25 protein-coding genes are annotated in these 19619 nt (G+C 65.3%); 9 read left to right on the plus strand and 16 right to left on the minus strand.

The features are described 5' to 3' along the window. Window positions 1–211: 211 nt before the first annotated feature. A complete protein-coding gene (locus CI41S_RS32210; RefSeq protein ID WP_244626751.1) occupies window positions 212–457 on the minus strand; it encodes a hypothetical protein in 246 nt (81 codons plus the stop codon). Window positions 458–628: 171 nt separating this feature from the next. Here CI41S_RS32210 and lanM point away from each other — a divergent pair, with 171 nt between their 5' ends. The 4 genes from lanM to CI41S_RS32230 all read left to right on the plus strand — a co-directional run bounded on the left by lanM (window position 629) and on the right by CI41S_RS32230 (window position 2928). Continuing rightward, complete coding sequence (gene lanM / locus CI41S_RS32215; RefSeq protein ID WP_139863556.1) at window positions 629–1039, plus strand: lanmodulin LanM; 411 nt, start codon at window positions 629–631, stop codon at window positions 1037–1039. A gap of 342 nt (window positions 1040–1381) precedes the next feature. Continuing rightward, window positions 1382–1462, plus strand: coding sequence for a pyrroloquinoline quinone precursor peptide PqqA (gene pqqA / locus CI41S_RS32220; RefSeq protein ID WP_035721241.1), 81 nt, complete (start codon window positions 1382–1384; stop codon window positions 1460–1462). Between the two features lie 192 nt (window positions 1463–1654). Continuing rightward, a complete protein-coding gene (locus CI41S_RS32225) occupies window positions 1655–2533 on the plus strand; it encodes a DUF6662 family protein (protein WP_139863129.1) in 879 nt (292 codons plus the stop codon). Between the two features lie 158 nt (window positions 2534–2691). Continuing rightward, window positions 2692–2928: a hypothetical protein gene (locus CI41S_RS32230; RefSeq protein ID WP_139485442.1), complete on the plus strand. Its 237-nt coding sequence runs from the start codon at window positions 2692–2694 to the stop codon at window positions 2926–2928. A gap of 3 nt (window positions 2929–2931) precedes the next feature. Here the strand turns inward: CI41S_RS32230 and CI41S_RS32235 are convergent, their stop codons facing one another. Genes CI41S_RS32235 through CI41S_RS32250 form a run of 4 tightly spaced genes read right to left on the minus strand, consistent with a single transcriptional unit; the run spans window position 2932 to window position 5721 of the window. Next, a complete protein-coding gene (locus tag CI41S_RS32235; protein ID WP_139863130.1) occupies window positions 2932–3285 on the minus strand; it encodes a hypothetical protein in 354 nt (117 codons plus the stop codon). Window positions 3286–3325: 40 nt separating this feature from the next. Beyond that, a complete protein-coding gene (locus CI41S_RS32240; RefSeq protein WP_139863131.1) occupies window positions 3326–4033 on the minus strand; it encodes an ABC transporter ATP-binding protein in 708 nt (235 codons plus the stop codon). Beyond that, window positions 4023–4760 carry an ABC transporter permease gene (locus CI41S_RS32245; RefSeq protein WP_139863132.1) on the minus strand — a complete coding sequence of 246 codons (738 nt, stop codon included), beginning with the start codon at window positions 4758–4760 and terminating at the stop codon, window positions 4023–4025. Before CI41S_RS32245 ends, CI41S_RS32240 begins: the two co-directional genes overlap by 11 nt. Before the next feature lies 1 nt (window position 4761). Continuing rightward, window positions 4762–5721 (minus strand): ABC transporter substrate-binding protein, encoded by a 960-nt coding sequence (locus tag CI41S_RS32250; protein ID WP_430650059.1) that lies wholly within the window; start codon window positions 5719–5721, stop codon window positions 4762–4764. Between the two features lie 107 nt (window positions 5722–5828). Between CI41S_RS32250 and CI41S_RS32255 the strand changes: the two genes are divergently transcribed. Then, entirely contained in the window at window positions 5829–6185 is a 357-nt protein-coding gene (locus CI41S_RS32255; RefSeq protein ID WP_139863134.1) for a hypothetical protein, read from the plus strand. A gap of 227 nt (window positions 6186–6412) precedes the next feature. Here the strand turns inward: CI41S_RS32255 and CI41S_RS32260 are convergent, their stop codons facing one another. Further along, on the minus strand, window positions 6413–7255 hold the full coding sequence (locus tag CI41S_RS32260) for a quinoprotein dehydrogenase-associated SoxYZ-like carrier (protein ID WP_139863557.1): 843 nt from the start codon (window positions 7253–7255) through the stop codon (window positions 6413–6415). A gap of 41 nt (window positions 7256–7296) precedes the next feature. After that, window positions 7297–8223: a quinoprotein relay system zinc metallohydrolase 2 gene (locus CI41S_RS32265; RefSeq protein ID WP_139863135.1), complete on the minus strand. Its 927-nt coding sequence runs from the start codon at window positions 8221–8223 to the stop codon at window positions 7297–7299. 171 nt (window positions 8224–8394) lie between these two features. Here CI41S_RS32265 and CI41S_RS32270 point away from each other — a divergent pair, with 171 nt between their 5' ends. Together CI41S_RS32270 and CI41S_RS32275 are read left to right on the plus strand one after the other, a co-directional pair. Next, the gene (locus tag CI41S_RS32270; RefSeq protein WP_430650060.1) at window positions 8395–9270 is read left to right on the plus strand and encodes a substrate-binding domain-containing protein; all 876 of its coding nucleotides are present in this window, start codon (window positions 8395–8397) and stop codon (window positions 9268–9270) included. Then, window positions 9267–9827 carry a PQQ-dependent catabolism-associated CXXCW motif protein gene (locus CI41S_RS32275; RefSeq protein ID WP_139863137.1) on the plus strand — a complete coding sequence of 187 codons (561 nt, stop codon included), beginning with the start codon at window positions 9267–9269 and terminating at the stop codon, window positions 9825–9827. The genes CI41S_RS32270 and CI41S_RS32275 overlap by 4 nt, the downstream gene beginning before the upstream one ends. Before the next feature lie 28 nt (window positions 9828–9855). Here CI41S_RS32275 and CI41S_RS32280 read toward each other — a convergent pair whose 3' ends face one another. The 6 genes from CI41S_RS32280 to CI41S_RS32305 form a co-directional block, all read right to left on the minus strand. Next, window positions 9856–10152: a copper-binding protein gene (locus CI41S_RS32280; protein WP_139485451.1), complete on the minus strand. Its 297-nt coding sequence runs from the start codon at window positions 10150–10152 to the stop codon at window positions 9856–9858. A gap of 549 nt (window positions 10153–10701) precedes the next feature. Beyond that, window positions 10702–11334 (minus strand): hypothetical protein, encoded by a 633-nt coding sequence (locus CI41S_RS32285; protein ID WP_139863138.1) that lies wholly within the window; start codon window positions 11332–11334, stop codon window positions 10702–10704. Beyond that, entirely contained in the window at window positions 11331–12179 is an 849-nt protein-coding gene (locus CI41S_RS32290) for an ABC transporter permease (protein ID WP_139863139.1), read from the minus strand. The genes CI41S_RS32285 and CI41S_RS32290 overlap by 4 nt, the downstream gene beginning before the upstream one ends. Beyond that, on the minus strand, window positions 12176–12997 hold the full coding sequence (locus CI41S_RS32295; RefSeq protein WP_244626752.1) for an ABC transporter ATP-binding protein: 822 nt from the start codon (window positions 12995–12997) through the stop codon (window positions 12176–12178). Before CI41S_RS32295 ends, CI41S_RS32290 begins: the two co-directional genes overlap by 4 nt. After that, entirely contained in the window at window positions 12994–13965 is a 972-nt protein-coding gene (locus tag CI41S_RS32300; protein WP_244626753.1) for a YVTN family beta-propeller repeat protein, read from the minus strand. Before CI41S_RS32300 ends, CI41S_RS32295 begins: the two co-directional genes overlap by 4 nt. 14 nt (window positions 13966–13979) lie before the next feature. Further along, on the minus strand, window positions 13980–15161 hold the full coding sequence (locus CI41S_RS32305) for an ABC transporter substrate-binding protein (protein WP_139863141.1): 1182 nt from the start codon (window positions 15159–15161) through the stop codon (window positions 13980–13982). 141 nt (window positions 15162–15302) lie between these two features. Between CI41S_RS32305 and CI41S_RS32310 the strand changes: the two genes are divergently transcribed. After that, a complete protein-coding gene (locus CI41S_RS32310; protein ID WP_430650053.1) occupies window positions 15303–15818 on the plus strand; it encodes a DUF3280 domain-containing protein in 516 nt (171 codons plus the stop codon). 372 nt (window positions 15819–16190) lie between these two features. Here the strand turns inward: CI41S_RS32310 and fghA are convergent, their stop codons facing one another. Next, entirely contained in the window at window positions 16191–17036 is an 846-nt protein-coding gene (gene fghA, locus CI41S_RS32315; RefSeq protein ID WP_139863142.1) for an S-formylglutathione hydrolase, read from the minus strand. A 23-nt stretch (window positions 17037–17059) separates the two neighbouring features. After that, the gene (locus CI41S_RS32320) at window positions 17060–17680 is read right to left on the minus strand and encodes a response regulator (protein WP_139863143.1); all 621 of its coding nucleotides are present in this window, start codon (window positions 17678–17680) and stop codon (window positions 17060–17062) included. Window positions 17681–17848: 168 nt separating this feature from the next. Between CI41S_RS32320 and CI41S_RS32325 the strand changes: the two genes are divergently transcribed. Further along, a complete protein-coding gene (locus tag CI41S_RS32325; RefSeq protein ID WP_139863144.1) occupies window positions 17849–19210 on the plus strand; it encodes a histidine kinase in 1362 nt (453 codons plus the stop codon). Here CI41S_RS32325 and CI41S_RS32330 read toward each other — a convergent pair. Beyond that, window positions 19207–19596: a YkvA family protein gene (locus tag CI41S_RS32330; protein WP_139863145.1), complete on the minus strand. Its 390-nt coding sequence runs from the start codon at window positions 19594–19596 to the stop codon at window positions 19207–19209. The two genes, CI41S_RS32325 and CI41S_RS32330, sit on opposite strands and share 4 nt — an antisense overlap. Window positions 19597–19619: the final 23 nt, after the last annotated feature.

Here is a 19619-nt window from a genome sequence, read left to right on the forward strand (position 1 = left end):
CAACTTTCGGCCCGAAACCAAAACGCGTCAATACGAAAGTAGCACGCGCGAAGGCTTATGCTGCGGATGCTGGATTTTTCATCATGCGCACGAGTCCGGTTGGCATGCCAACGCCGATGAACAGCCGTCCGTCGCGAGGTTGCGTTTACACGCTACGCCGCAAGTTGCTGTTGGTGTTGTGCAGCGAGCGCGTGCGACTTGAACCAATCGGTTAACTCGACGGCGTGCGTCGACAGGCGCTCGGACGCGGCTTTGCACCGCGCTTGTCCGACGGCACGTTGCAATTGTCGATGCGCTGCTCGTCGCTCCATTTGTGGCCGAGCCGCTCCTTGCCGGTGAGCGTGTCTTGCCGGGCCGCATTGGCAGATGGGGCAGGGGCTCTGCTCTGGGCCGATGCCGGCGGGAGCAGAGACAGCGCAAGCAGGCTGCCCAGAGCGAACGTGGTGATACCGCGCATGATTGGCCTCGCTTGTTCATGGTGCAATGCAGTCGAACGGTCGCCAGAGACGACCGCGCCATCGATCGCTTTCCACCCGAATTCCGACAGGGCAGCAAAGCTGCACAATCCGTGCTGGGTCGCGCGGAAACTGTTATGGTTGCCGGAGTGGCACGTGAGGAGAGACCAATGATGATTTCGCGCCGATCGCTCGCCTTGATCTCGACCTTGGCCTTGGCCGTGGCAGCGCTGTCAGGTCCCGCCCTCGCGGCCTCCGGCGGCAAGAGTGTGCTCAAGATGCTCGACCCCGACAATGACGGTACGGTCGACCTTGCCGAGGCAAAGAAGGCGGCCGCCGATCTGTTCGCGAAGCTGGATCCCGATCACGATGGCACGCTCGACGCGCGCGAATTGCGCGGGCGCCTGACGGCGAAGGAATTGGCCGCGGCGGACCCCGACCACGACGGCACCCTGACGCTCGACGAATACCTTGCGGTGGTCGAGCAGCGCTTCAAGGCTGCCGATCCCGACAACGACGGAACACTGGATGCGAAAGAGCTGAATTCGCGCGCCGGCCGGGCCCTGCTGCGCCTGCTCAAATAGGCGCTCGGCGGAAAATGCCGGTGGGCCGGCAACCGGGGCTCGGGCCCCGATCCGGCACATCAGAAAAAAAGTTGCGATTGCACTCCTGGGCAAGACTCAACCGGCATGATCAGGTCTGCTGGTTGGCACGTTGCCCCGTGGAAGCGGGAAAATCCCTGACAGAACAATGTCCGATTTTCCCAGCCGGCCCGAATCTCCGCAGCCATTGCAAAACCCGTCCGCTGCCGGCATGTCCAGCAGCGAAGTCGGCCGGAATCCGGCCTGCTTGCGCCGCGTTTGGGGCGGTCCTAGCTTGCGCGCGGTGCAAGCCTCGCGCCAGCCTTTACTTGGGAGAGCACGAAAATGACCTGGAAAACCCCGAAGATCGTCGAAGTGCCGGTGGGCATGGAAATCAACATGTACGCCTGCGCAGCGCGCAAGTGATTGACGGCGTTCTGCCCGGCTCGCGCAGTTTGCTGCGTCGAGCCGCGGCGGGCGTCGATCGGCGCGGCGGCAACGATCCTCGCGCTGCAGCTGCTGTTCAGAAAATTCATCGCACCGTCGCGCGCGAACGCCAGCGTTCGCGAAGCGCACCCGATTTGCCGACCGGCACCGGCTTGCCGTAGGGTGCCGCTCATGGGTGCAGGAATCAAACGCATTTGGCTGAAGACGCTGTGCGCGGTCACCATGGCCGCCGCGGTGCTGCCGCTTGCCGCGCGTGGCGAGGGCTTTGATACCGAGCACATCTTCGGCTTCATGATCGGCACCGATGTCGGCACGGTCGGCGAGCGCGAATTCCAGAGCCAGACCACCGGGCGCTTCGCGAGGAGCGGCGGTACTTATCGGGCCGTCGGCCAGGAGCTCGAGGCGGAGTTCGTGCCGATGCGGGATTTCCGCGTCGAGCTCGGCACGACGTTCATGGCGCATGACATCAACCGCGTTCCCGGCTTTGACGACCGCCGCCAATTGTCATGGCAGGGCGTCTCGGTCGATCTTCGCTACCGCTTGCTCGATCGCGAGGCGGCGCCGTTCGGCGTGACGCTGGCGCTGGAGACGCACGCCGACCGCGTCGACGAGACCAGCGCGGCCGTGGTCCGCAGCCACGGCACCGAGCTCACGCTGGCGTTCGACCGCGAGGTGATTCCCGATTTCGTTCTGGCCGCCGTCAACCTGAGCTATGAGCCGGAATGGACGCGGCTGCCGCGCACCGGCGCCGCGGAGCAGGAGGCGACGCTCGGCATGGCGTTCGGGCTGATGGCGAAAGTGCGGCCCGACATCCTGATCGGCGGCGAAGCGCGTTACTTCCGCAAATATGAAGGGATCGGCCTCGACGAACTCGCCGGGCAGGCGCTGTTCATCGGCCCGACCGCCTATTTCCAGCTCTCCGAGAAATCGCGCCTGACCGCGACCTGGGGCGTCCAGGCCTGGGGGCAGCGCGCCGGCGGCAGCGGCAACCTCGACCTGGTTAATTTCGAGCGCCATCAGGCGAGGCTGGTGTTCGGCGTCAATTTCTAGGGCGTCGTTCCGAAAGATCACGCTCAAACAAGAGCCTGGAGCGCGATGATCGCATCTCGCTTGAGGCTTGGTTCCGGTGGCCCTCACGGGGCTGTGAAACCGCGTCTTGCCTGATACGTATTTCGCCGTGTTATCTATTTTGAGGGCACGCTTAAGGATTGCGCATGATCGATCTTGTACTCACCGTTTGTGCGGTGCTGTCGCCCGCCACCTGCGAAGAACAGCACCTGTTGTTTAATTGGAGCGGCTCGCCGCAACAATGTGCGATGGCGGCGCCGCCCTATATCGCGCAATGGATCGGCGAGCACCCGAAATGGACCGCGGTGAAATGGCGCTGCGAATATCCGCACCCCAATGACCGCGCCAGCACCGGCGGCGAGGCGCCTGCGGGGTGAGGACTACTTGTTGCAGTCCTTCAGGTCCTTGTCGGATACCGAGAACACCGCATCGGCCTTGATCTCGATGTCGCGCACGAAGCACTGCCTCGCGCCGCTGTAGCCGACCTTGGCGTCGTAGCGGCCGGGCTCGACGCCGGTGATGCGCAGCCGCTCGTCGTGATCGACCTCCTTGTCCTTGTCGTTGAGCGTCTGGTTGGGGCCCCATTGGTTCTTGCCGGCCGGTGACAGCTCGAAGCTCGAAATTGTCGCGCTGGTCAGATTCCACAGACGAATGCCCTTGCCCTTGCTCTGCGCCAGCGCTGCGCCCGGCAGCGCGAGCAATGCGACAGCAACGACGATCCACGCCCGCGACATTGAAACACCTCCGATACTTTTCTTAAAGGATGACCGCGTCTCACATATTTGCAAGGTCCAACTGCGCCAGCCGCGCCTTGATGTCGGCAATGTCCTGCTCGCTGCGCTTCGCCCGCAGCGCGGCGATGGTCTCGACGTGAATGATGCGGGCCGGCCGCGCCGACAGGAAGAACAGGCGGTCGCCGAGCCGGACCGCGTCGTCGAGATCGTGGGTGACGAAGAGCGTCATCATCCGGCGGCTCGCCACTAAGGTGGCGATCTGCTCGCGCAGCCGCCCGGCCAGGGCATTATCGAGCGAGGCCAGCGGCTCGTCGAGGATCAGAAAATTCGGCTCGACGGCGAAGGCGCGGGCCAGCGCGACGCGGCGGGCGAGGCCGAGCGACAGTTCGCCGGGAAAGTGATGGCGGTGCGCGGTAAGCTCCAGCACGTCGAACAGCGCGGCGATCCTCGCCTCATCGACGTCAGGCGCGGCGAGGCGCACATTCTCCTCGACCGTCCGCCAGGGCAACAGCCGCGGCTCCTGGAACACCATGCCGAGCCGCACGCCGGGGCGCACGACGCGGCCCTGATAATTGTGGTCGAGCCCGGCGAGGATCTTCAGCAGCGTGCTCTTGCCGCAGCCGGACGGTCCGAACACCACGCCGACCTCGCCGGCGTTCAGCGTGAAGTTGATGGCGGCGAGCACGTCGTGACGCTTGCCGGCCGCGTTCTCAAAACTCTTGCCGGTGATATTGACCTCAAGCTGCACGGAGCCGCCACCGCGATAGCCTGGTTTCAAACGGCTGCACCAGCAGGGTTTCGATCACGAGCACGACGGCTGCAAAGCTCAAGGAATAGGCGAGCAGCAGCGGGATGTCGAACAGCTGGAAGGCGACGCCGATCTCGAAGCCGACGCCGTTCGGCCGGCCCAGCAGTTCGGCGACCAGCACGATCTTCCAGACCAGCGACAGCCCGGAGCGCGCCGCCGCCGCGATATAGGGCGCAAGCTGCGGCAGGATCACATGGCGGAAGGTGCGCGCCGGCGGAAACGCAAAGGCCGTCGCCATCTCGTCCAGCGCAGGGTCGAGCGCCCGCGCGCCCTCGCGCAGGGTGACGACGGCGGTCGGCAGCTTGTTGATGGCAATCGCCGCAATCGCCGCGACCTCGGTCAGCCCGGCCCAGATGTAGGCGAGCACGATGACGACCAGCGCCGGCAAATTGAGCAGCAGGATCAGCCAGGGATCGCCGAGCCGGTTGGCGAGCGGCATCCGGCCCATCAGATAGCCGATCGCCGAGCCCAGCGCCATCGCCAGCGTGAAGGCGAGCGCGACGCGGGCCAGCGTCGCGCCGAGATTGACGAACAGCGCGCCGGATTTGGCCTCGGTGAGCATCGCCGCCAGCACCACCGGCGGCGGCGGCAGCTTGGCGTCGCCGATCAGGAGCGAGGCGATCCACCAGGTGGCGATGAACAGCGCGAATGAGACGAGACGCAGCACCTCAGTCTCCGGGGATGGCTTGATAGAAGGTGCCGGGATCGAGCTCGGTCGCGCTGCCGACCAGCTCGCGGCCGCCGACCTGGGCCAGCACCCGGTAGAGCACGCGGGCGTCGGCTTCCTCGTCGGCGATCGGCCGGCGCGGGATGCCTTCGCGATAGCGGTCGCGATAGGCGCGCAGGGTGGCGGCATCGGGAGCGCCGGTGAGTGGAGCAATCGCATCCCATTCGGTGTCCGACGTGGCGAGGATCTGCTTGGCCTCGCGGGTCATCGCGATGAAGCGGGCCACGGCATCCTTGTTGGCATCGGCCCAGGTCTCGTCAAACACGTAGCCGATCATCGCAATGCGGCCCTTGCTGCCGAGCTTCGCGAGCACGTCCTCCATGCCGGCGAGGCGGCGAAAGCCCTTGGCCTCCAGCGCGGCGCAGAAATTCCAGTAGTTGAGATTGGCGTCCATCTCGCCGCCCTGCGTCTTGGCCGCGAGCAGCGGCGGCGCGCCGTAGACGATGGTCGACTGCGACTTCAGGTCGATGCCGTCCTGCTTCAGCGCGGCCTGCAGCAACAGCCAGCTCTTGTCGATCGCGCCGCCGGCGACCGCGAGCTTGCGCCCCTTCAGGTCGGCCAGCGTCTTGATCGGCGAGGCCGCCGGCACCATCACGGCGCCGATCGCGCTGGAATAGGGGTAGAACTGCAGCTTGGCGCCGAGCGAGCGTTCGCGCGACACCCATGGCCAGTCGGAGACCATCACGTCGGCATTGCCGGCGCGCAGCGCGATCTTGCCGGCCTCGGGGCTGGCCAGCTCGACGACGTCGATGCTGAGATTGGCCTTCTTGTCGAGACCATGGGCGCGGATAACAGCCAGTTCCCAGGCCAGCGTCCCCGTCTTCTGCGATGCAATGCGGATCGTCTCCGCCTCGCAGGCGGTCGCGATTTGCATCACGGCGAGAACGGCCGCCGCCAGCATGGTGCGAACAGAACCCATCATGGTCTCGTGAGCGCTCGTCCCGAAAGTTTGCTTTTCTCAGTTACACCCATAGCATAGCCTGCGAGACAAGAAGAGGAAGCAGGACCATGGCACGAGCTGGCATGCTAGGACCGATTGTCGCCCTTGCGGCGCTCGCTGCGACATGCATGCGCGCGCAGGCGCAGGAGATCAACGACTATCCGACCTCGGCGCGGGCCGAATATGTGTTCGGCTGCATGAAGTCCAATGGCGAGAGCCGGCAGTCGATCGAGCAGTGCTCCTGCTCGATCGACGTCGTTGCGTCGATCATCCCCTATGATCGCTATGTCACGGCCGAAACCGTGCTCAGCATGTCGCAGGTGCGCGGCAATCTCGGCGGCCAGTTCCGCTCGTCCGAGCAGGCCGCCAACGCGCTCAACGACCTCCGCCGCGCGCAGGCCGAAGCCGAGGTGAGATGTTTCTAGCTTCGGCTCACCTCTCCCCAACGGGGAGACGTCGGATTGCGCTCGGCGATGCGAAGCATCGTCCGGTGCCATCCGGGTGAGGGGGTCTTGCTCGCTCGATAGACCGCAACCCCTCACCCGATTTGCTGCGCAAATCGACCTCTCCCAAAGGGAGAGGTGGCACTTCCGATGTCGCTCCAGACCAGCCTAATCCGATCGCGCTTAGCGATTGTCCCGCCGTGCCGGCGTCAAGTCCCGGGATTGTCGACCTTCCATTCGTGCTGGAAGACGTGGCCGTCGGTGTCCCTGGCTTCGGCGCGGATCTGCTTGGCGCCGTTCGAGACAAAGGTGAAGCGGATGTTGGGGTCCTCGGAAATCGAGATGCCACCCTCCATCGCCAGCACCGGGCTGTCGCCCTGCCAGAGCTGCAGCTGGTTGATGAAGAACGCCGGGATGTAGAGCTGCGTGACCTGGTCCATCTGCAGGCCGGAATTGTTGGGATGGCCGATCATGATCTGGGCTTCGCGCGTCGTGGTCGCGGGTCCTTGCTCCGGCTTGGCGAATTGCCGGTAGCGCATCTGCCCGAGCCGGCTGTTGGCTTCCTCGACATTCTTGCCCGCCGGGGCCGAGCAGCCGCCCGACGCCTTCACATACGTCTTCGCCATGTAGAGCTTGCCGTCGCTGAGCTCGGCGACGGCGTGCACATTGGTGTAGTTGTTGACGCGGACGCGGGTCGAAATCTCCGTGACGTTGGCGTCCGGCCCGAGCGTGAATTTCGCGGCCATCGGCGCCGGGTTCTCGTCGATCACCAGCGTGATCGCGGTGATGCGGCGGCTGTCGCCGGGCGACAGCTTGGTGCGCAAGGTCACCGGGACGATTGCGGCGTCTTCCGCGCGCGTCGGCATCTCGATGCCGATCACATCGTTGCCGTCATTCATCGGGCGGTTGTTGAAGATGTCCTGCACCAGCCCCGGCCACGGATCATACGCCTCAGCGGCGGGCGCAGCTGATGTGCCCAGCGTGATCGAGAGCAGGCTGGCGACGCAGAGCGCGCTGGCAATCGTAAGCAGACGGACGCGATGTCGGAGCATGGTCGCGAGATCCTTGTGCGCCGCGCCACTATAGGACACGGCTACTCCCATTCAAGCTCGGAGAATGCTGCGGTTGCGTTGCGCGCGTTGTAGTCGTCGAACAGCTGCCAGCGCGGCCGTTCCGACGCGGCGGCCCGTTCGGCCGCCGCGGTAATCGGCTTGCCGCTGGCGACCAGCGCGCGCACATCCGCGGCCAGCGTCTCCAGATAGCGCCGCTCGTCGGCAAGCGCCGCGGGCCATTCGCTCACGGCTCCGTGACCGGGAACCACGCGCTGCGCCGGGATCGCCGCCAGCGCGTCAAGCGCGCGCAGCCAGCCCTTGAGGCTGCCGTCGACCACGGGGATATGGTTAAGAAACACCAGATCGCCGGCAAACAGGGTGCTCGTCCGTTCGTCGAGCACGGTGAGGTCGTTGTCGCTGTGGGCGGCGGGCCACGCCTTCAACGCCAGTGTTCGTCCGCCGAGGTCGAGCTTCAGCGTGTCCTCGACCAGCACGGTCGGAGCGATGATTCGCACCTCGTCGATCAGTGCATCGCCCATCGTCCGGCGAAAGCCGTCGAGATAGAATTGTCCGCGCGCGGTCAGCGCGCGCGGCAACCTCTTGTGGCCAACGAAACTGGTGCCGTCCTTGACGAAAGCCGCATTGCCAAAACTGTGGTCCGGATGGGCGTGGGTGTTGATCACATAGCGGATCGGCTTGTCGGTGTGGCGCTTGATCGCCGCCAGCAATTGCCGGCCTTCGCGGACGCTGCCGCCGCTATCGATGACCGCGACGGCGCTGTCGCCGACCACGAAGCCGATATTGGCGATGCCGCCGTCATTCTCGCGCGTCATCAATGCGGTCACCCCGCCATGCACGAAAATTCCGGGAGCGACTTCGCTCACAGGCAATTCGCGCTCTTGCGCCCGCGCTATGGTCGATGCCCCGAGCGTCAGGAGCAGCGCTAACCCCGCAACCCAATGAGCCATGTTTCCGCCTCAGTTTCACCGGCGCGCGTAACCGATCGCGCGATGGTCCGGTTTGCGGTGCAGCAAGAAACGCGACAGCGTCGCGCGGGTTATTCCTGTTGCACGTCGGGGTGTGGCGAGCAATCCATGGCTGGCGGCGCACGGTCCGATCAAGAGGAGAGCGTGATGAGAATGTTCGGATGCCGTCCCGCGCTGCTTGCGCTTGTTCTCTTCATCGCCTGTTTCGCCGGACGCGATGCCGCGCGCGCGCAGGTCAACGATCAGGGCGAGCTGTCGATCGAACTGGTCGATCCAAAAGTGCTGCGCATCTGCGCCGATCCGCGCAACCTGCCGTTCTCCAACGACAAGGGCGAGGGATTTGAGAACAAGATCGGCGAGCTGTTCGCCGAGAAGCTGCAGAAGAAGCTCGATTACATGTTCTTCCCGCAGGCGACCGGCTTCGTGCGGGTGACGCTCGGATCGCATCGCTGCGACGTGATCATGGGTTTTCCGCAGGGCGATGATCTCGCGCAGGCGACCAATCCCTATTACCGCACGGCCTACGCGCTGGTGGTCAAGCCGGGCAGCGGCCTCGAGGATGTCACGCTGCTGGAGGACGAGCGGCTGAAGGGCAAGCATATCGGCATCGTCGCCGGCACGCCGCCCGCGACCAACATGGCGATCGCCGGCCTGATGGGGAACGCGAAGCCGTATCCACTGATGATCGATACGCGTTACGATTCCTCGGCGGAGGCGATGATCAACGACCTGAACAAGGGCGAGATCGATGCCGGGGTGCTGTGGGGACCGATGGCCGGCTTCTATGCCAAGAAGTCCAATCCGCCGCTGCATGTCACGCCGCTGGTCAAGGAGACCACCGGACCGAAGCTCGTCTACCGGATCGCGATGGGCGTGCGTAACGCCGACCAGGCCTGGAAGCGGCAGCTCAATCGCCTGATCCAGGAGAACCAGCCGGCGATCAACAAGATCCTGCTCGACTTCGGCGTTCCCTTGCTCGACGAGAGCGATCGGCCGATCGGCCCGGAGAACGCAAACAAGTCGCCATGATCAGGCTGCTCGCGGCCGCGATCGCGTCGACGCTGCTGACGGCGGCGCCGGTTCGCGCGCAGGACAAGCCCGAAGAGCCCGCAGATTATCGCACCGAGGACTATCGGTCGCCGGTGCCGGTGACGCTCGCCGGTGCGCGCGTGCTCTCGACCGCGGAGGCGGAAAAGATCTGGCGCGACAAGTCCGGCGCGTTCATCGACGTGCTGCCGCGCGCGCCCAAGCCGAACCTGCCCGAAGGCACGGTGTGGCGCGAGCGGCCTCATCGCAACATCCCCGGCAGCATCTGGCTGCCCGATACCGGCTACGGTCGGCTCGCGGCATCGACCGAGGACTATCTCAAGCATGGGCTCGCCCGCGCTACCGGCGGCGACGTCGCGACGCTGCTCGTGATCTACTGCCAGGAGAATTGCTGGATGTCGTGGAACGCGGCCAAGCGCGTGCTGTCCTACGGCTACCGCAACGTCGCGTGGTATCCGGATGGAACGGACGGCTGGGAGCGCGCCAATCTGCCGCTGGCGATTGCGGAGCCGGAGCCGCGCGAGGGCGGGGAGCGGTGATCCCCGCACCGCGCGATCCGTGAGAGGTTTACGGCTTCTGCTTGTCGAGCTTATCGATGGTCTTGCTGCCGCCACTTTCGCTGGCGGTGAAGGTCACCTTGTCGCCGGCGTGGAAAGCCTCGAGCGACTGGCTTTTCGGAACCTTGTATTCCTGGCCGGCACCGCCGGCCGCGCCGACCGTGCCGGCCTGGACCGGCGCGATGGTGATGGTTCCGCTCAATCGGTCAATTTTGGTGACCATTCCCGAGGATTGCTCGGCCAAAGCCGCTGATGTGACCAGGCTCGCGGCCGCAAGGCTGGTCAGGACGATCTTGGCTGCTCGCATCGAGGCCTCCCAATTCGCAGGTAAGTTGGAGGCAACGGGCGAGCGGCGCGATTGGTTCCGCGGCGGTTCGCCGCTTGGTGACGAAGTGAGAAGGTCCGAGCCACAATAAAGCCGTCGTCCCTGCGAAAGCACGGACCCATACGCCGCGGCCTCTCGATTTGAGGCGGTCGGGGGCGATATCTCGTCAGCGCAATTGAAGCTGGTGGTTCTGGGTCCTTCGCCGGGACGACGGTGGAGAGATTGTGCGCTCGATCCTATCACCGTCACCGTGAGGCGGCCGCTTCTTCAGCGGCCCTCGAAGGGTCGACGGCCCGGCTGGTGGCCGATTCATCCTTCGAGGCTCGCCGAAGAGGCTCGCACCTCCAGCGACAAAGGCGAAGCCTTTGCGCGGGGATGACGGGTTTGTCAGCGGTGCAGCATATCAGTGTCGTCCCGGCGAAAGCCGACATAACAGTTGCCTGCCTCTGCAGGGACGACAGTGGCGATGTTGCGCTTCCCGCTGCCCCTCATACGCCTCGCGATGTGCATACGCCGTGGTGGCCGCAGCCGTCAGTCCAGCTCCTGCTGGATGGTGCGGCCGAGCGCGAACAGGCGCTGGTCGATCGCGGTCGGCACCTCGCAGACGAATTTGACCACGCGCCTGCGGTCCTCGAAGATGCGCGTCTCCCACACCAGCTGATTGCCGAGCTCGTCGATCTTGGCCTGATCCGGCGGCGAGGCGTCCTGCACTGCCTGCAGCGCCAGCGTATCGGCGCGGATCTTTTCCGCGGCCTCGCGCTGCTTGCGCATCACGCGCTCGAGCCCGTTCATCACCGAGGCGCGCTGCGCGTTGAGCGCATCGAACAGGCCGGCAAACAGCAGCTTTCCCGCATTGGTCTTGTCGGCGGCGGACGCTGTGAGGAATTCGCTGATCTCCTTCTGCGCCTGCTCCAGCGGAATGCGGCGCGCGGCGAGCTTGGCCACCAGCGCGCTGATCTTCGGATCGTCCTTCCACTTGGTCGCGGCGTCGTCGAGCGGCGGCCCGGCCCAGACCGCGGCCAGCGAGATCTCCGGCACCTTGGCCTGGGTGCACGGCCAGTCCGGATAGCGCGGGTCGGCGCCGAGCGCGGCCTGGTTTGACAGCGCAGCCGCGAGCAGACCGCCGATCCCGATGCACCATGGCCTGATCAAGGACTTGATCATGCGTCGCCTCCGCCGGGCCCGCGGCGCACCAGGCCGCGCGATGGATCGTAAGCCAGGATCGCGCCGATCATGAACACCACCGTGCAGCCGCCGACCACCGCGAGCGAAACCCAGTTCATCTTGCTATACAGCGCAAACCGTATCAGCTCCACCGCATGTGTGAAGGGATTCCACTGGCAGATATAATACAGCATCGGGCTGCCTTCCTGGACGCGCCACAGCGGATAGAGCGCCGACGATGCGAAGAACATCGGGAAGATGACAAAGTTCATCACGCCCGCGAAATTCTCCAGCTGCTTGATACCGGACGAGATCAGCATGCCCAGCGCGCCGAGCATCAGCCCGGACAGCACCAGCGCCGGAAGCACCGTGAGATAGCCGATCGGCGGCGGTGCGATGTCCCAGAACCAGGCGATCGCGAGGAAGGCATAGACCTGCAGCAGCGACACCGCAGTGCCGGCCAAGAGCTTGCAGAACAAGAGATAGCCGCGCGGCAGCGGGCTCACCAGCAGCGTGCGCATGTTGCCCATCTCGCGGTCATAGACCATCGACAGCGAGGACTGCATGCCGTTGAACAGTTGGATCATCGCCATCAGGCCGGGCGCGATATAGACCTCGTAGAGGATGTAGGTCTCGTAGGGCGGGATGATCGAGATGCCGAGCACCTGGCGGAAGCCGGCGGCGAAGATGAACAGCCAGACCAGCGGCCGCACCAGCGCCGAGACGAAGCGCTCGCGCTGATGCAGGAAGCGCAGCGCCTCGCGCCACACGATGCCGTTCAGGCAAATGATGTATTCCGACAGCGCGAAGCCGCTTCTCGCTGGTGTGACGGTGGTGCTGCTCATGACGGCGGCTTTCCTGCGAGCGTGGCGGCCCCGGTCAGGCGCATGAACGCGGTGTTGACGTCCTGCGCGCCGGCCTCCGCGATGACGCGCGACACCGGGCCGTGGGCCAGCATCTTGCCCTGATGCAGCACGACGAGGTCGTCGCTCGGCATGATTTCGTCGAACAGGTGGGTCGCCCAGAGCACGCCGATGCCCTGTTCGGCGACCAGCTGGCGGACATGATCGAGGATGTCGGCGCGCGCCTTGACGTCGAGCCCGACGGTGGCCTCGTCGAGCAGCAACAGCCGCGGCCGGTGCAGCAACGCGCGCGCGATCTCGAGCCGCCGCATCTGGCCGCCCGAGAGGTCGCGCACCTTGCTGCCGGCGCGGTCGGCGAGGCTGATGCGCTCCAGCACCTCGGCGCTGCGCAGCCTTGCCTCGCGCCGCGAGATGCCGTGCAGCGCGGCGTGATACAAAAGATTCTGCGTCAGCGACAGGTCGAGGTCGAGCGTGCGCGGCTGGAACACGACGCCCAATAGCCGCAGCGCTTCGCCCGGCGTCCGGCTGATGTCATGGCCGAAAATGCTGATCCGGCCGGTCTGGATGCCGAACAGCCGCGTCACCAGCGAGAACAGCGTGCTCTTGCCGGCGCCGTTGAGGCCGAGCAGCGCCGTAAAGCTTGCCGGCGCGACGGTGAAGTTGACGTCGATCAACGCGCGGCGCGGACCGTAAGCGTGGCTGACATGGCCGATCGACAGCGCGGGCTGCACGGCAGCGTCAGGCCCGGACGCGGTGTCCGGCACGGTCTGGTTCGCGATGTGCCTGTCGGTTGCGGTCATGGCTGCGCGATCGTGATGCCCCAGGGCAGTTCGCCGACCTGGATGGTCTTGATCACCTTTTGGGCGGCAACGTCGATCACCGAGACGTCGTTCGAGACGCCGTTGGTGACCAGCAGATATTTTTCATCCGGCGTGAAGTCCATGTGCCAGACCCGTTGGCCGACCAAGAGATACTTTATCACCTTGTGGCTGACCGCATCGACCACCGCGACGCGGTTGGCAGGACCGAGCGCGATGAACGCGGTCTTGCCGTCCTTGGTCATGCCGATGCCGACCGGCTGGATCGCTTCCTTGCGCAGGCCCGGAATATCGAAGCTGATCTTACCGGTGACCTCGCGCTTGACAGGATCGATGATCGACACGGTGCCGCCGATCTCCGAGGAGACCCACAATTCCGAGCTGTCATGCTTGAACTGGGCAAAGCGCGGCCGCGAGTCGACCAGCACGTTGGCCACAATCTGGCGCGTCGCGGTGTCGATGAAATGCGCCATGTTGGTGGTTTCGGAGGTGTTGATCAGGATCTTGCCGTCCGGGCTGATCGTCATGCCCTCGGGCTCGACCCCGACCTGGATGTCGCCGATCCGGGCGCGCTTCTCGAGATCGATCACGGTGACCGTGTTGTCGTTCTCGTTGGCGACATACATGGTCTTGCCGGCGGCATCCTGAGTGAACAATTCAGGGTCGGGGCCGGAGGGCAGGGTGTCGACGATCTCGTTGGTCTTGGTGTCGATCACCTGGATGGTGTCGTCGTCGCCGACCGCGACCATTACGAACTTGCCGTCGCGCGAGAACTCGATGCCGCGCGGCCGTTGCCCGACCTTGATGGTTTTTGTGACCGTCCAACTGGTGGTATCGATCACCGAGACGGTGTTGCCTTTCTCGTTGGACACGTAGGCAACGAACGCGGACGCCGGTGCGATGGCGGCAAGCCATGCGAACATTCCGGTGATCAGGCTTTGGCGCCACATGCGTTTCGTCTCCCTCACTGCAGCTTGCATTTCGTCTCGGGCCGGTCAACACCGAGCGTGTCGAGCTCAGAGACCTGGTGCAGGAAACCTTCCTGCGGCGACACCGAGACGACCATGCGGCCGTCGGCCAGGAGGATCGGCTGGCGCAGCTGCCAATTCCAGTCCCGCAAGGTCAGCCGGGTGCCCTTGAAGGCGGCGATCGAGAAATCCGGCCCCTTGAGGAAGGCGATGACTTTCGCCGGATCGCCCGAATTGGTGCGCGATGTTGCCTCGCCGATCATCCGTGCGGCTGTCCAGGCCTGCATGTCGAGCGCGGTCATGCGGCGCTGGTTGAGCTTGACGAAGCGGTTCTGGATCTGGACCGCGCCCCATTGATCATGCGCGGCGTCCCAGCTGGTCGGCACCAGGCCGGCCGAGCCGGCTACCGGCCGTGGATCCCAGGTGTGGTAAGGCAAATAGTCCGCGAACACCTCGCTCTCGTCGGCGGCGATGAGCACGTCATAGGCCGGCATCTGCTGGGTGAACACAGGCATCTGGCGCTGGATCAGCGTGACGCCGGAGTCGGTGCGCCGTGCGCCGCCGGTATCCTCAAAGGTCTTTTCCTGGACGATCTTGGCGCCGAACCGCGTGGCGGCGCGGCGCAGCGCATCGGCGTAGAGCTTGTCCTTGTCGTGCGAGCCGGTGATCAGCAGCCAGCGCTTCCACTGCTTCCACACCAGGTACTGCGCCAGCGCATCGGCCAGCATGCTGCGGGTCGGGGCGACATGGATGACGTTGGCGCGGCAGTCCTGCTCGCGCAGCCGGTCGTCGATCGCACCGGCATTGAGCAGGATGGTGCCGCGGTCGCGCAGCGCGTCAGAAACCTTGAGCAACGCGTCGGCGGGCAGATCGGTGATGATAAAACTGTCGCGCGCGGCCAGATCGGTCGCGGCCTTGGCGACGTCGTCGCCGTCCTTGAGCCTGACCTCATCGAGCGCAAAGCGCTGGTTAAGGAATCTTCCGGTGGTGTTGTTGTCCTCGATCGCCAGCCGCGCGCCGGCGATGCCGTTGTTTTCGGCAGGCTGCTCGACCAGCGACAGTGACGATTTGACGCCGGCATGGCCGAGATAGCCGATACGGATCTCGACTGGATCGGCCGCCAGCGCCGCTCTCGCGAACAGGCTGAGTGCGATCGCGCCGACCAGCCATCGGAACATAAGTCCTCCCGTTACATCTTCTCATTGCTTGAGCATGATCGTTTCGGGATCATGCAGTGACTTGCAAGATGACCGAATTGGCCTAGCTTGCAACCCCGCTTTTTGTCCGTGCGAGGTTACCAATTTGATCGGTTCACAATCATGAGATCGTTCGTCATCGTCATGTTGGCGATGTTTGCAATGTCGGCCGCGGCACGTGCCGAGCCGCCCAAGGTCGCGGTGTTCGATCTCGAGATGATCGACACCAGCCTGCAGGGCGAGGTGAACGGGGCGCAGGCCGACGAGCAGGCGCGGCTCGCGCGCACCGGCGATCAGGTGCGCAAGGCGCTGGCGGAGTCAGGCAAGTTCCGCGTACTCGACATCGCGCCGGTCAATGCTGCGGCGCACGGCAGCAACCTTCAGGCCTGCGGCGGCTGCGACGTCAAGCTGGCCGGCGAGATCGGCGCCGATCTCGTGATGACCGGCGTGGTGCAGAAGGTCTCCAACCTGATCCTCAACATCAATCTCTATTTGCGCGACGTGCACACCGGCCAGCTGCTTGCGGCCGCCAGCGCCGACATGCGCGGCAACACCGACGAATCCTGGTCGCGCGCCACCGGCTACCTCATACGCAACCGCCTGCTCGCGCCGAATTACGGCGCGCCGCAGGCGCAATGATTTGCATACACCAATCTAATTCCGTCATCCTGAGGTGCGAGCTCTTGCGAGCCTCGAAGGATGAATCGGCCAGGCTACATCCGCGCGAAAAGCCGGGCCGTCGACCCTTCGAGGGCCGCTGAAGAAGCGGCCACCTCAGGGTGACGGGACTGAGATGCGCGGATTGCTTTCCCAAGTGAGGCGGCGCGCCATAAGCGATCGCCTAGGGGCGAGCGTACGGCTGGCGAATTTCGGAATATTGGAAGAATACCCCTGACTTGCCCGACGTGTCAAGCGGCCTCGTCAGCGGCCTCGTCGAGGCCGCCGCCGGCTACTTTGCATGGGGTTGTTTTGGCCATATTGGCATCGCGCCGCCTTTGGCGCGGGGAAACGTTACGCCTTCAGCCGCGCGGCGTGCCAGTGCAGGTGGTCGGCCATGAAGGTCGAGATGAAGTAGTAGCTGTGGTCGTAACCGGGCTGGCGCCGCAGGGTGAGGGGGATGTTCGCCTTCTCGCAAGCGGCCTTCAGTAGCTCGGGCTTCAGCTGCTCGGCGAGGAACTGGTCGGCATCGCCGACATCGACCAGGAGACCGGAGAAGCGCGCGCCGTCCTCGATCAGCGCGACGGTGTCATGCTTGCGCCACGCCTGCTTGTTGCCGCCGAGATAGCCGCCGAGCGCCTTGGTGCCCCACGGCACCTGCGATGGCGCCACGATCGGCGCGAACGCGCTCGCCGCACGGTAGCGGTCGGGATGGCGCAGCGCCACCGTCAGCGCGCCGTGGCCGCCCATGGAGTGGCCGAGGATCGATTGCCTGTTGGTATCGACCGGGAAGTTTGCGGCGATCAGCGCCGGCAATTCCTCGGTGACATAGCTCCACATCCGGTAATTGGTCGCGAACGGCGCTTCGGTTGCATCGACATAAAAGCCGGCGCCGAGCCCGAAATCGTAGGAATTGGCGGGATCGCCGGGCACGCCTTCACCGCGCGGGCTGGTGTCGGGCGCGACGAAGATCAGGCCGAGCTCGGCGCAGGCCGCGCGGTACTCGCCCTTCTCGGTGACGTTGGCATGGGTGCAGGTCAGGCCCGACAGACAGGTGACGACCGGCAGTTTGGTGCCGGGTGCGTGCTCCGGGACGAACACCGAGAACGTCATGTCGGTCTTGGTCTCGCGGCTCGGATGCCGGTACACACCCTGCGTGCCGCCATGCGATTTGTTCTGGGAAACGGTCTGCATCGTGATGTTCCTGGTTGCTGAGCGCGGCTTCAGGCGACGCCACTCTCGATGGCCAATCGCACCAGCTCCGCCGAGGTGCGCACGCCGAGCTTCTGGCGCATGATCGATGACGTGTTGGCGACGGTTTTGTAGGAGGAATGCACCAGCCAGGCGATCTCCGACAGGCTCTTGCCGGACGAGAGCAGGCGCAGGATCTCCATCTCGCGCGAGGTCAGCTTCGACAGTGGATTCTGCGCAAAGGCCGGCCGCGCGAAGGCGACGTTGCGGGCGATCGCCGGCGGCAGATAGACGCCGCCATTGCCGACCTCGCGCACTGCTTCGACCAGATCGTTGGGATCGCCGGTCTTGGAGACGTAGCCCTTGGCGCCGATGTCGATGGCGCGGGCGGCGAACACCGGGTCGCTGTTCATGCTGAACATGATGATGCGGGCGTCGGCATCGCGCGCCAGGATGCGGCGCGCCAGCTCGAAGCCAGATACCGTCGGCAGGTTGATGTCGATCACGCAGATGTCGGGCTTGTCGGCGACGAAGGCGCGCTCGCCGCTCTCGGCGTCGGCGGCCTCGAGCAGCGCGATCTCGGGATCATCGGCGAACACGGTGCGGCAACCGGAAGCGACGATCGGATGGTCATCAACGATCAGAATGCGCATGGCGTTGTCCCGTCGACCGGCGTCGCTCCCTTCATCTCGTCGCGTGCACAACGGTTCCGAACCGTTGTGCACCTCGTGGGAGATTGCAGTAGGGTCGGATTAGATAGCCGGGCAAATTTGGCTGTCAACGATCCTCTGGGAGGATGGTTCGCGGTCGGGGGCAACGCAATGTGGCGAAATCTATCTCTGCGCGCACGGATCAACCTCTTGCTGGCGCTGATCCTGCTGCTCGGATTGAGCATCAACATCGCGCGGCTGGTGCTCGAGGCCGGGCCGCGCGTCCAGGCCGAGGACCAGAGCGTGATCCGCCTTGCGCGCGAGTTCGTCACCACAATCGTTGCCGATCTCAACGAGGCCGCGGACCCGGATGCGCGGCTCAACCAAATCGTCCGCGATCTCAGCAAGCTGCGTCATGTCAGCATCACGCGGCAGGACGACGCGGCTGCGCCGCTGCCGGCGCGTTCCGGGGATGCCGGCGAGCCGCGGGCGCCGGCCTGGTTCGTCGCGCTGGTGCATCCCGAGCAGACCTCGGTGCGGGTGCCGATTTCGATCCACGGCAAGCCGCAATCGCTCGTCATCACCTCGCATCCTGACGACGAAATGGCCGAGATCTGGGACGGCATCGTCACCCAGCTCGAGGTCGGCTCGGCGATCACGGTCGCACTGCTGCTGGTGACCATGCTGGTGGTCGGCCGCGCGCTGGCGCCGCTGCAGGCGCTGTCGCAGGCGATGAGCGGCATCGAGGCGGGGGATTACGACGCGCGGGTCGAGCCCGGCGGCTCGCCGGAATTGGCGGCAATCTGTGCCAAACTGAACCATCTGGCGGCGACCCTGGGCGACGCGGTGGAGGGCAAGCGGCAGCTCGCCGAGCGCGCGGTGTCGCTGCAGGATTCCGAGCGCAAGGAGATCGCGCGTGAACTGCATGACGAGTTCGGGCCCTATCTGTTTGCATTGCGCGCGCATGCCGGCGCCCTGTCCCGGCTCTCGGAGCTCGACAAGGCCGATCCCGCGGCGCTGCGCAAGCATGGCAATGCCATCCTCGAACAGGTCAACGCACTGCAGCAATTCACCCGCCGGATCCTCGAACGGCTGCGGCCGGTCGGGCTGGCCGAGCTCGGGCTGGGCGAAGCGCTCGGCGCGCTGGTGCGGATGTGGAGCGAAACCCACCCGGAGGTCGAGATCGAGAGCCGCATTTCGGATGCGCTCGGCGAGGTCGGCGAGACGGCCGATCTGACCATCTACCGCATCGTCCAGGAGGCGCTGACCAATGTGTTCCGCCACGCCGGCGCCACCGCGGTCGATATCACGGTCGAACCTGCGGAGCGGCCGATCGGCGTGCATGGCAGCCGCGGCTGCGCTTTGGTGCGGGTGCGCGACAATGGCGGCGGGCTGCGGCCGGATTATCGGCTCGGCCACGGCCTTACCGGGATGCGCGAGCGGCTGCTTGCGCTCGGCGGGACGCTCAACATTTCTTCCGGCGATGACGGCGTCACGGTCGAGGCGCTGGTTCCGAAAGCCGCGCAGGCTTAGGCGGCCGATCGCGCCCAGCGGGTGAAGACGAGCCAGGCCAGTGCGAGCGCACCGGCAATCCAAAGCAGGATGATCGCGATCATGCCGGCGCGGGTGGTCGGGCGCTGCAGCGCGGCGCTCGCGCTGGCGCGGCACTCGGTCATCACGTCATCGGGAATCAGCCGGATCGCCAGCCAGATGCCTGCCGGCACGAGGATCAGATCGTCGAGATAGCCGAGCACGGGGATGAAATCCGGGATCAGGTCGATCGGCGAGAGCGCATAGGCCGCGATCGCAACCGCGAGCGCCTTGGCGTACCAGGGCACGCGCGGATCGCGCGCGGCGAGGTAGAGCGCGTAGCTGTCCCGCTTGAGATTGCGCGCCCAAATCTTGATGCTGGAGAGCATGACAAAGCGATGCCGCCCGCGTG

This window comes from Bradyrhizobium ivorense (assembly GCF_900696085.1).
Lineage (GTDB): Bacteria > Pseudomonadota > Alphaproteobacteria > Rhizobiales > Xanthobacteraceae > Bradyrhizobium > Bradyrhizobium ivorense.

Coding starts and splice junctions, on each gene's coding strand:
- CI41S_RS32210 (WP_244626751.1), bottom strand. CDS start 457: ATGCGCGGTATCACCACGTTCGCTCTGGGCAGCCTGCTTGCGCTGTCT.
- CI41S_RS32325 (WP_139863144.1), top strand. CDS start 17,849: ATGTGGCGAAATCTATCTCTGCGCGCACGGATCAACCTCTTGCTGGCG.
- pqqA (WP_035721241.1), top strand. CDS start 1,382: ATGACCTGGAAAACCCCGAAGATCGTCGAAGTGCCGGTGGGCATGGAA.
- CI41S_RS32270 (WP_430650060.1), top strand. CDS start 8,395: ATGTTCGGATGCCGTCCCGCGCTGCTTGCGCTTGTTCTCTTCATCGCC.
- CI41S_RS32225 (WP_139863129.1), top strand. CDS start 1,655: ATGGGTGCAGGAATCAAACGCATTTGGCTGAAGACGCTGTGCGCGGTC.
- lanM (WP_139863556.1), top strand. CDS start 629: ATGATTTCGCGCCGATCGCTCGCCTTGATCTCGACCTTGGCCTTGGCC.
- CI41S_RS32285 (WP_139863138.1), bottom strand. CDS start 11,334: ATGATCAAGTCCTTGATCAGGCCATGGTGCATCGGGATCGGCGGTCTG.
- CI41S_RS32320 (WP_139863143.1), bottom strand. CDS start 17,680: ATGCGCATTCTGATCGTTGATGACCATCCGATCGTCGCTTCCGGTTGC.
- CI41S_RS32330 (WP_139863145.1), bottom strand. CDS start 19,596: ATGCTCTCCAGCATCAAGATTTGGGCGCGCAATCTCAAGCGGGACAGC.
- CI41S_RS32255 (WP_139863134.1), top strand. CDS start 5,829: ATGGCACGAGCTGGCATGCTAGGACCGATTGTCGCCCTTGCGGCGCTC.
- CI41S_RS32260 (WP_139863557.1), bottom strand. CDS start 7,255: ATGCTCCGACATCGCGTCCGTCTGCTTACGATTGCCAGCGCGCTCTGC.
- CI41S_RS32265 (WP_139863135.1), bottom strand. CDS start 8,223: ATGGCTCATTGGGTTGCGGGGTTAGCGCTGCTCCTGACGCTCGGGGCA.
- CI41S_RS32295 (WP_244626752.1), bottom strand. CDS start 12,997: ATGACCGCAACCGACAGGCACATCGCGAACCAGACCGTGCCGGACACC.
- CI41S_RS32275 (WP_139863137.1), top strand. CDS start 9,267: ATGATCAGGCTGCTCGCGGCCGCGATCGCGTCGACGCTGCTGACGGCG.
- CI41S_RS32305 (WP_139863141.1), bottom strand. CDS start 15,161: ATGTTCCGATGGCTGGTCGGCGCGATCGCACTCAGCCTGTTCGCGAGA.
- CI41S_RS32280 (WP_139485451.1), bottom strand. CDS start 10,152: ATGCGAGCAGCCAAGATCGTCCTGACCAGCCTTGCGGCCGCGAGCCTG.
- CI41S_RS32250 (WP_430650059.1), bottom strand. CDS start 5,721: ATGCTGGCGGCGGCCGTTCTCGCCGTGATGCAAATCGCGACCGCCTGC.
- CI41S_RS32310 (WP_430650053.1), top strand. CDS start 15,303: ATGAGATCGTTCGTCATCGTCATGTTGGCGATGTTTGCAATGTCGGCC.
- CI41S_RS32290 (WP_139863139.1), bottom strand. CDS start 12,179: ATGAGCAGCACCACCGTCACACCAGCGAGAAGCGGCTTCGCGCTGTCG.
- CI41S_RS32235 (WP_139863130.1), bottom strand. CDS start 3,285: ATGTCGCGGGCGTGGATCGTCGTTGCTGTCGCATTGCTCGCGCTGCCG.
- CI41S_RS32300 (WP_244626753.1), bottom strand. CDS start 13,965: ATGTGGCGCCAAAGCCTGATCACCGGAATGTTCGCATGGCTTGCCGCC.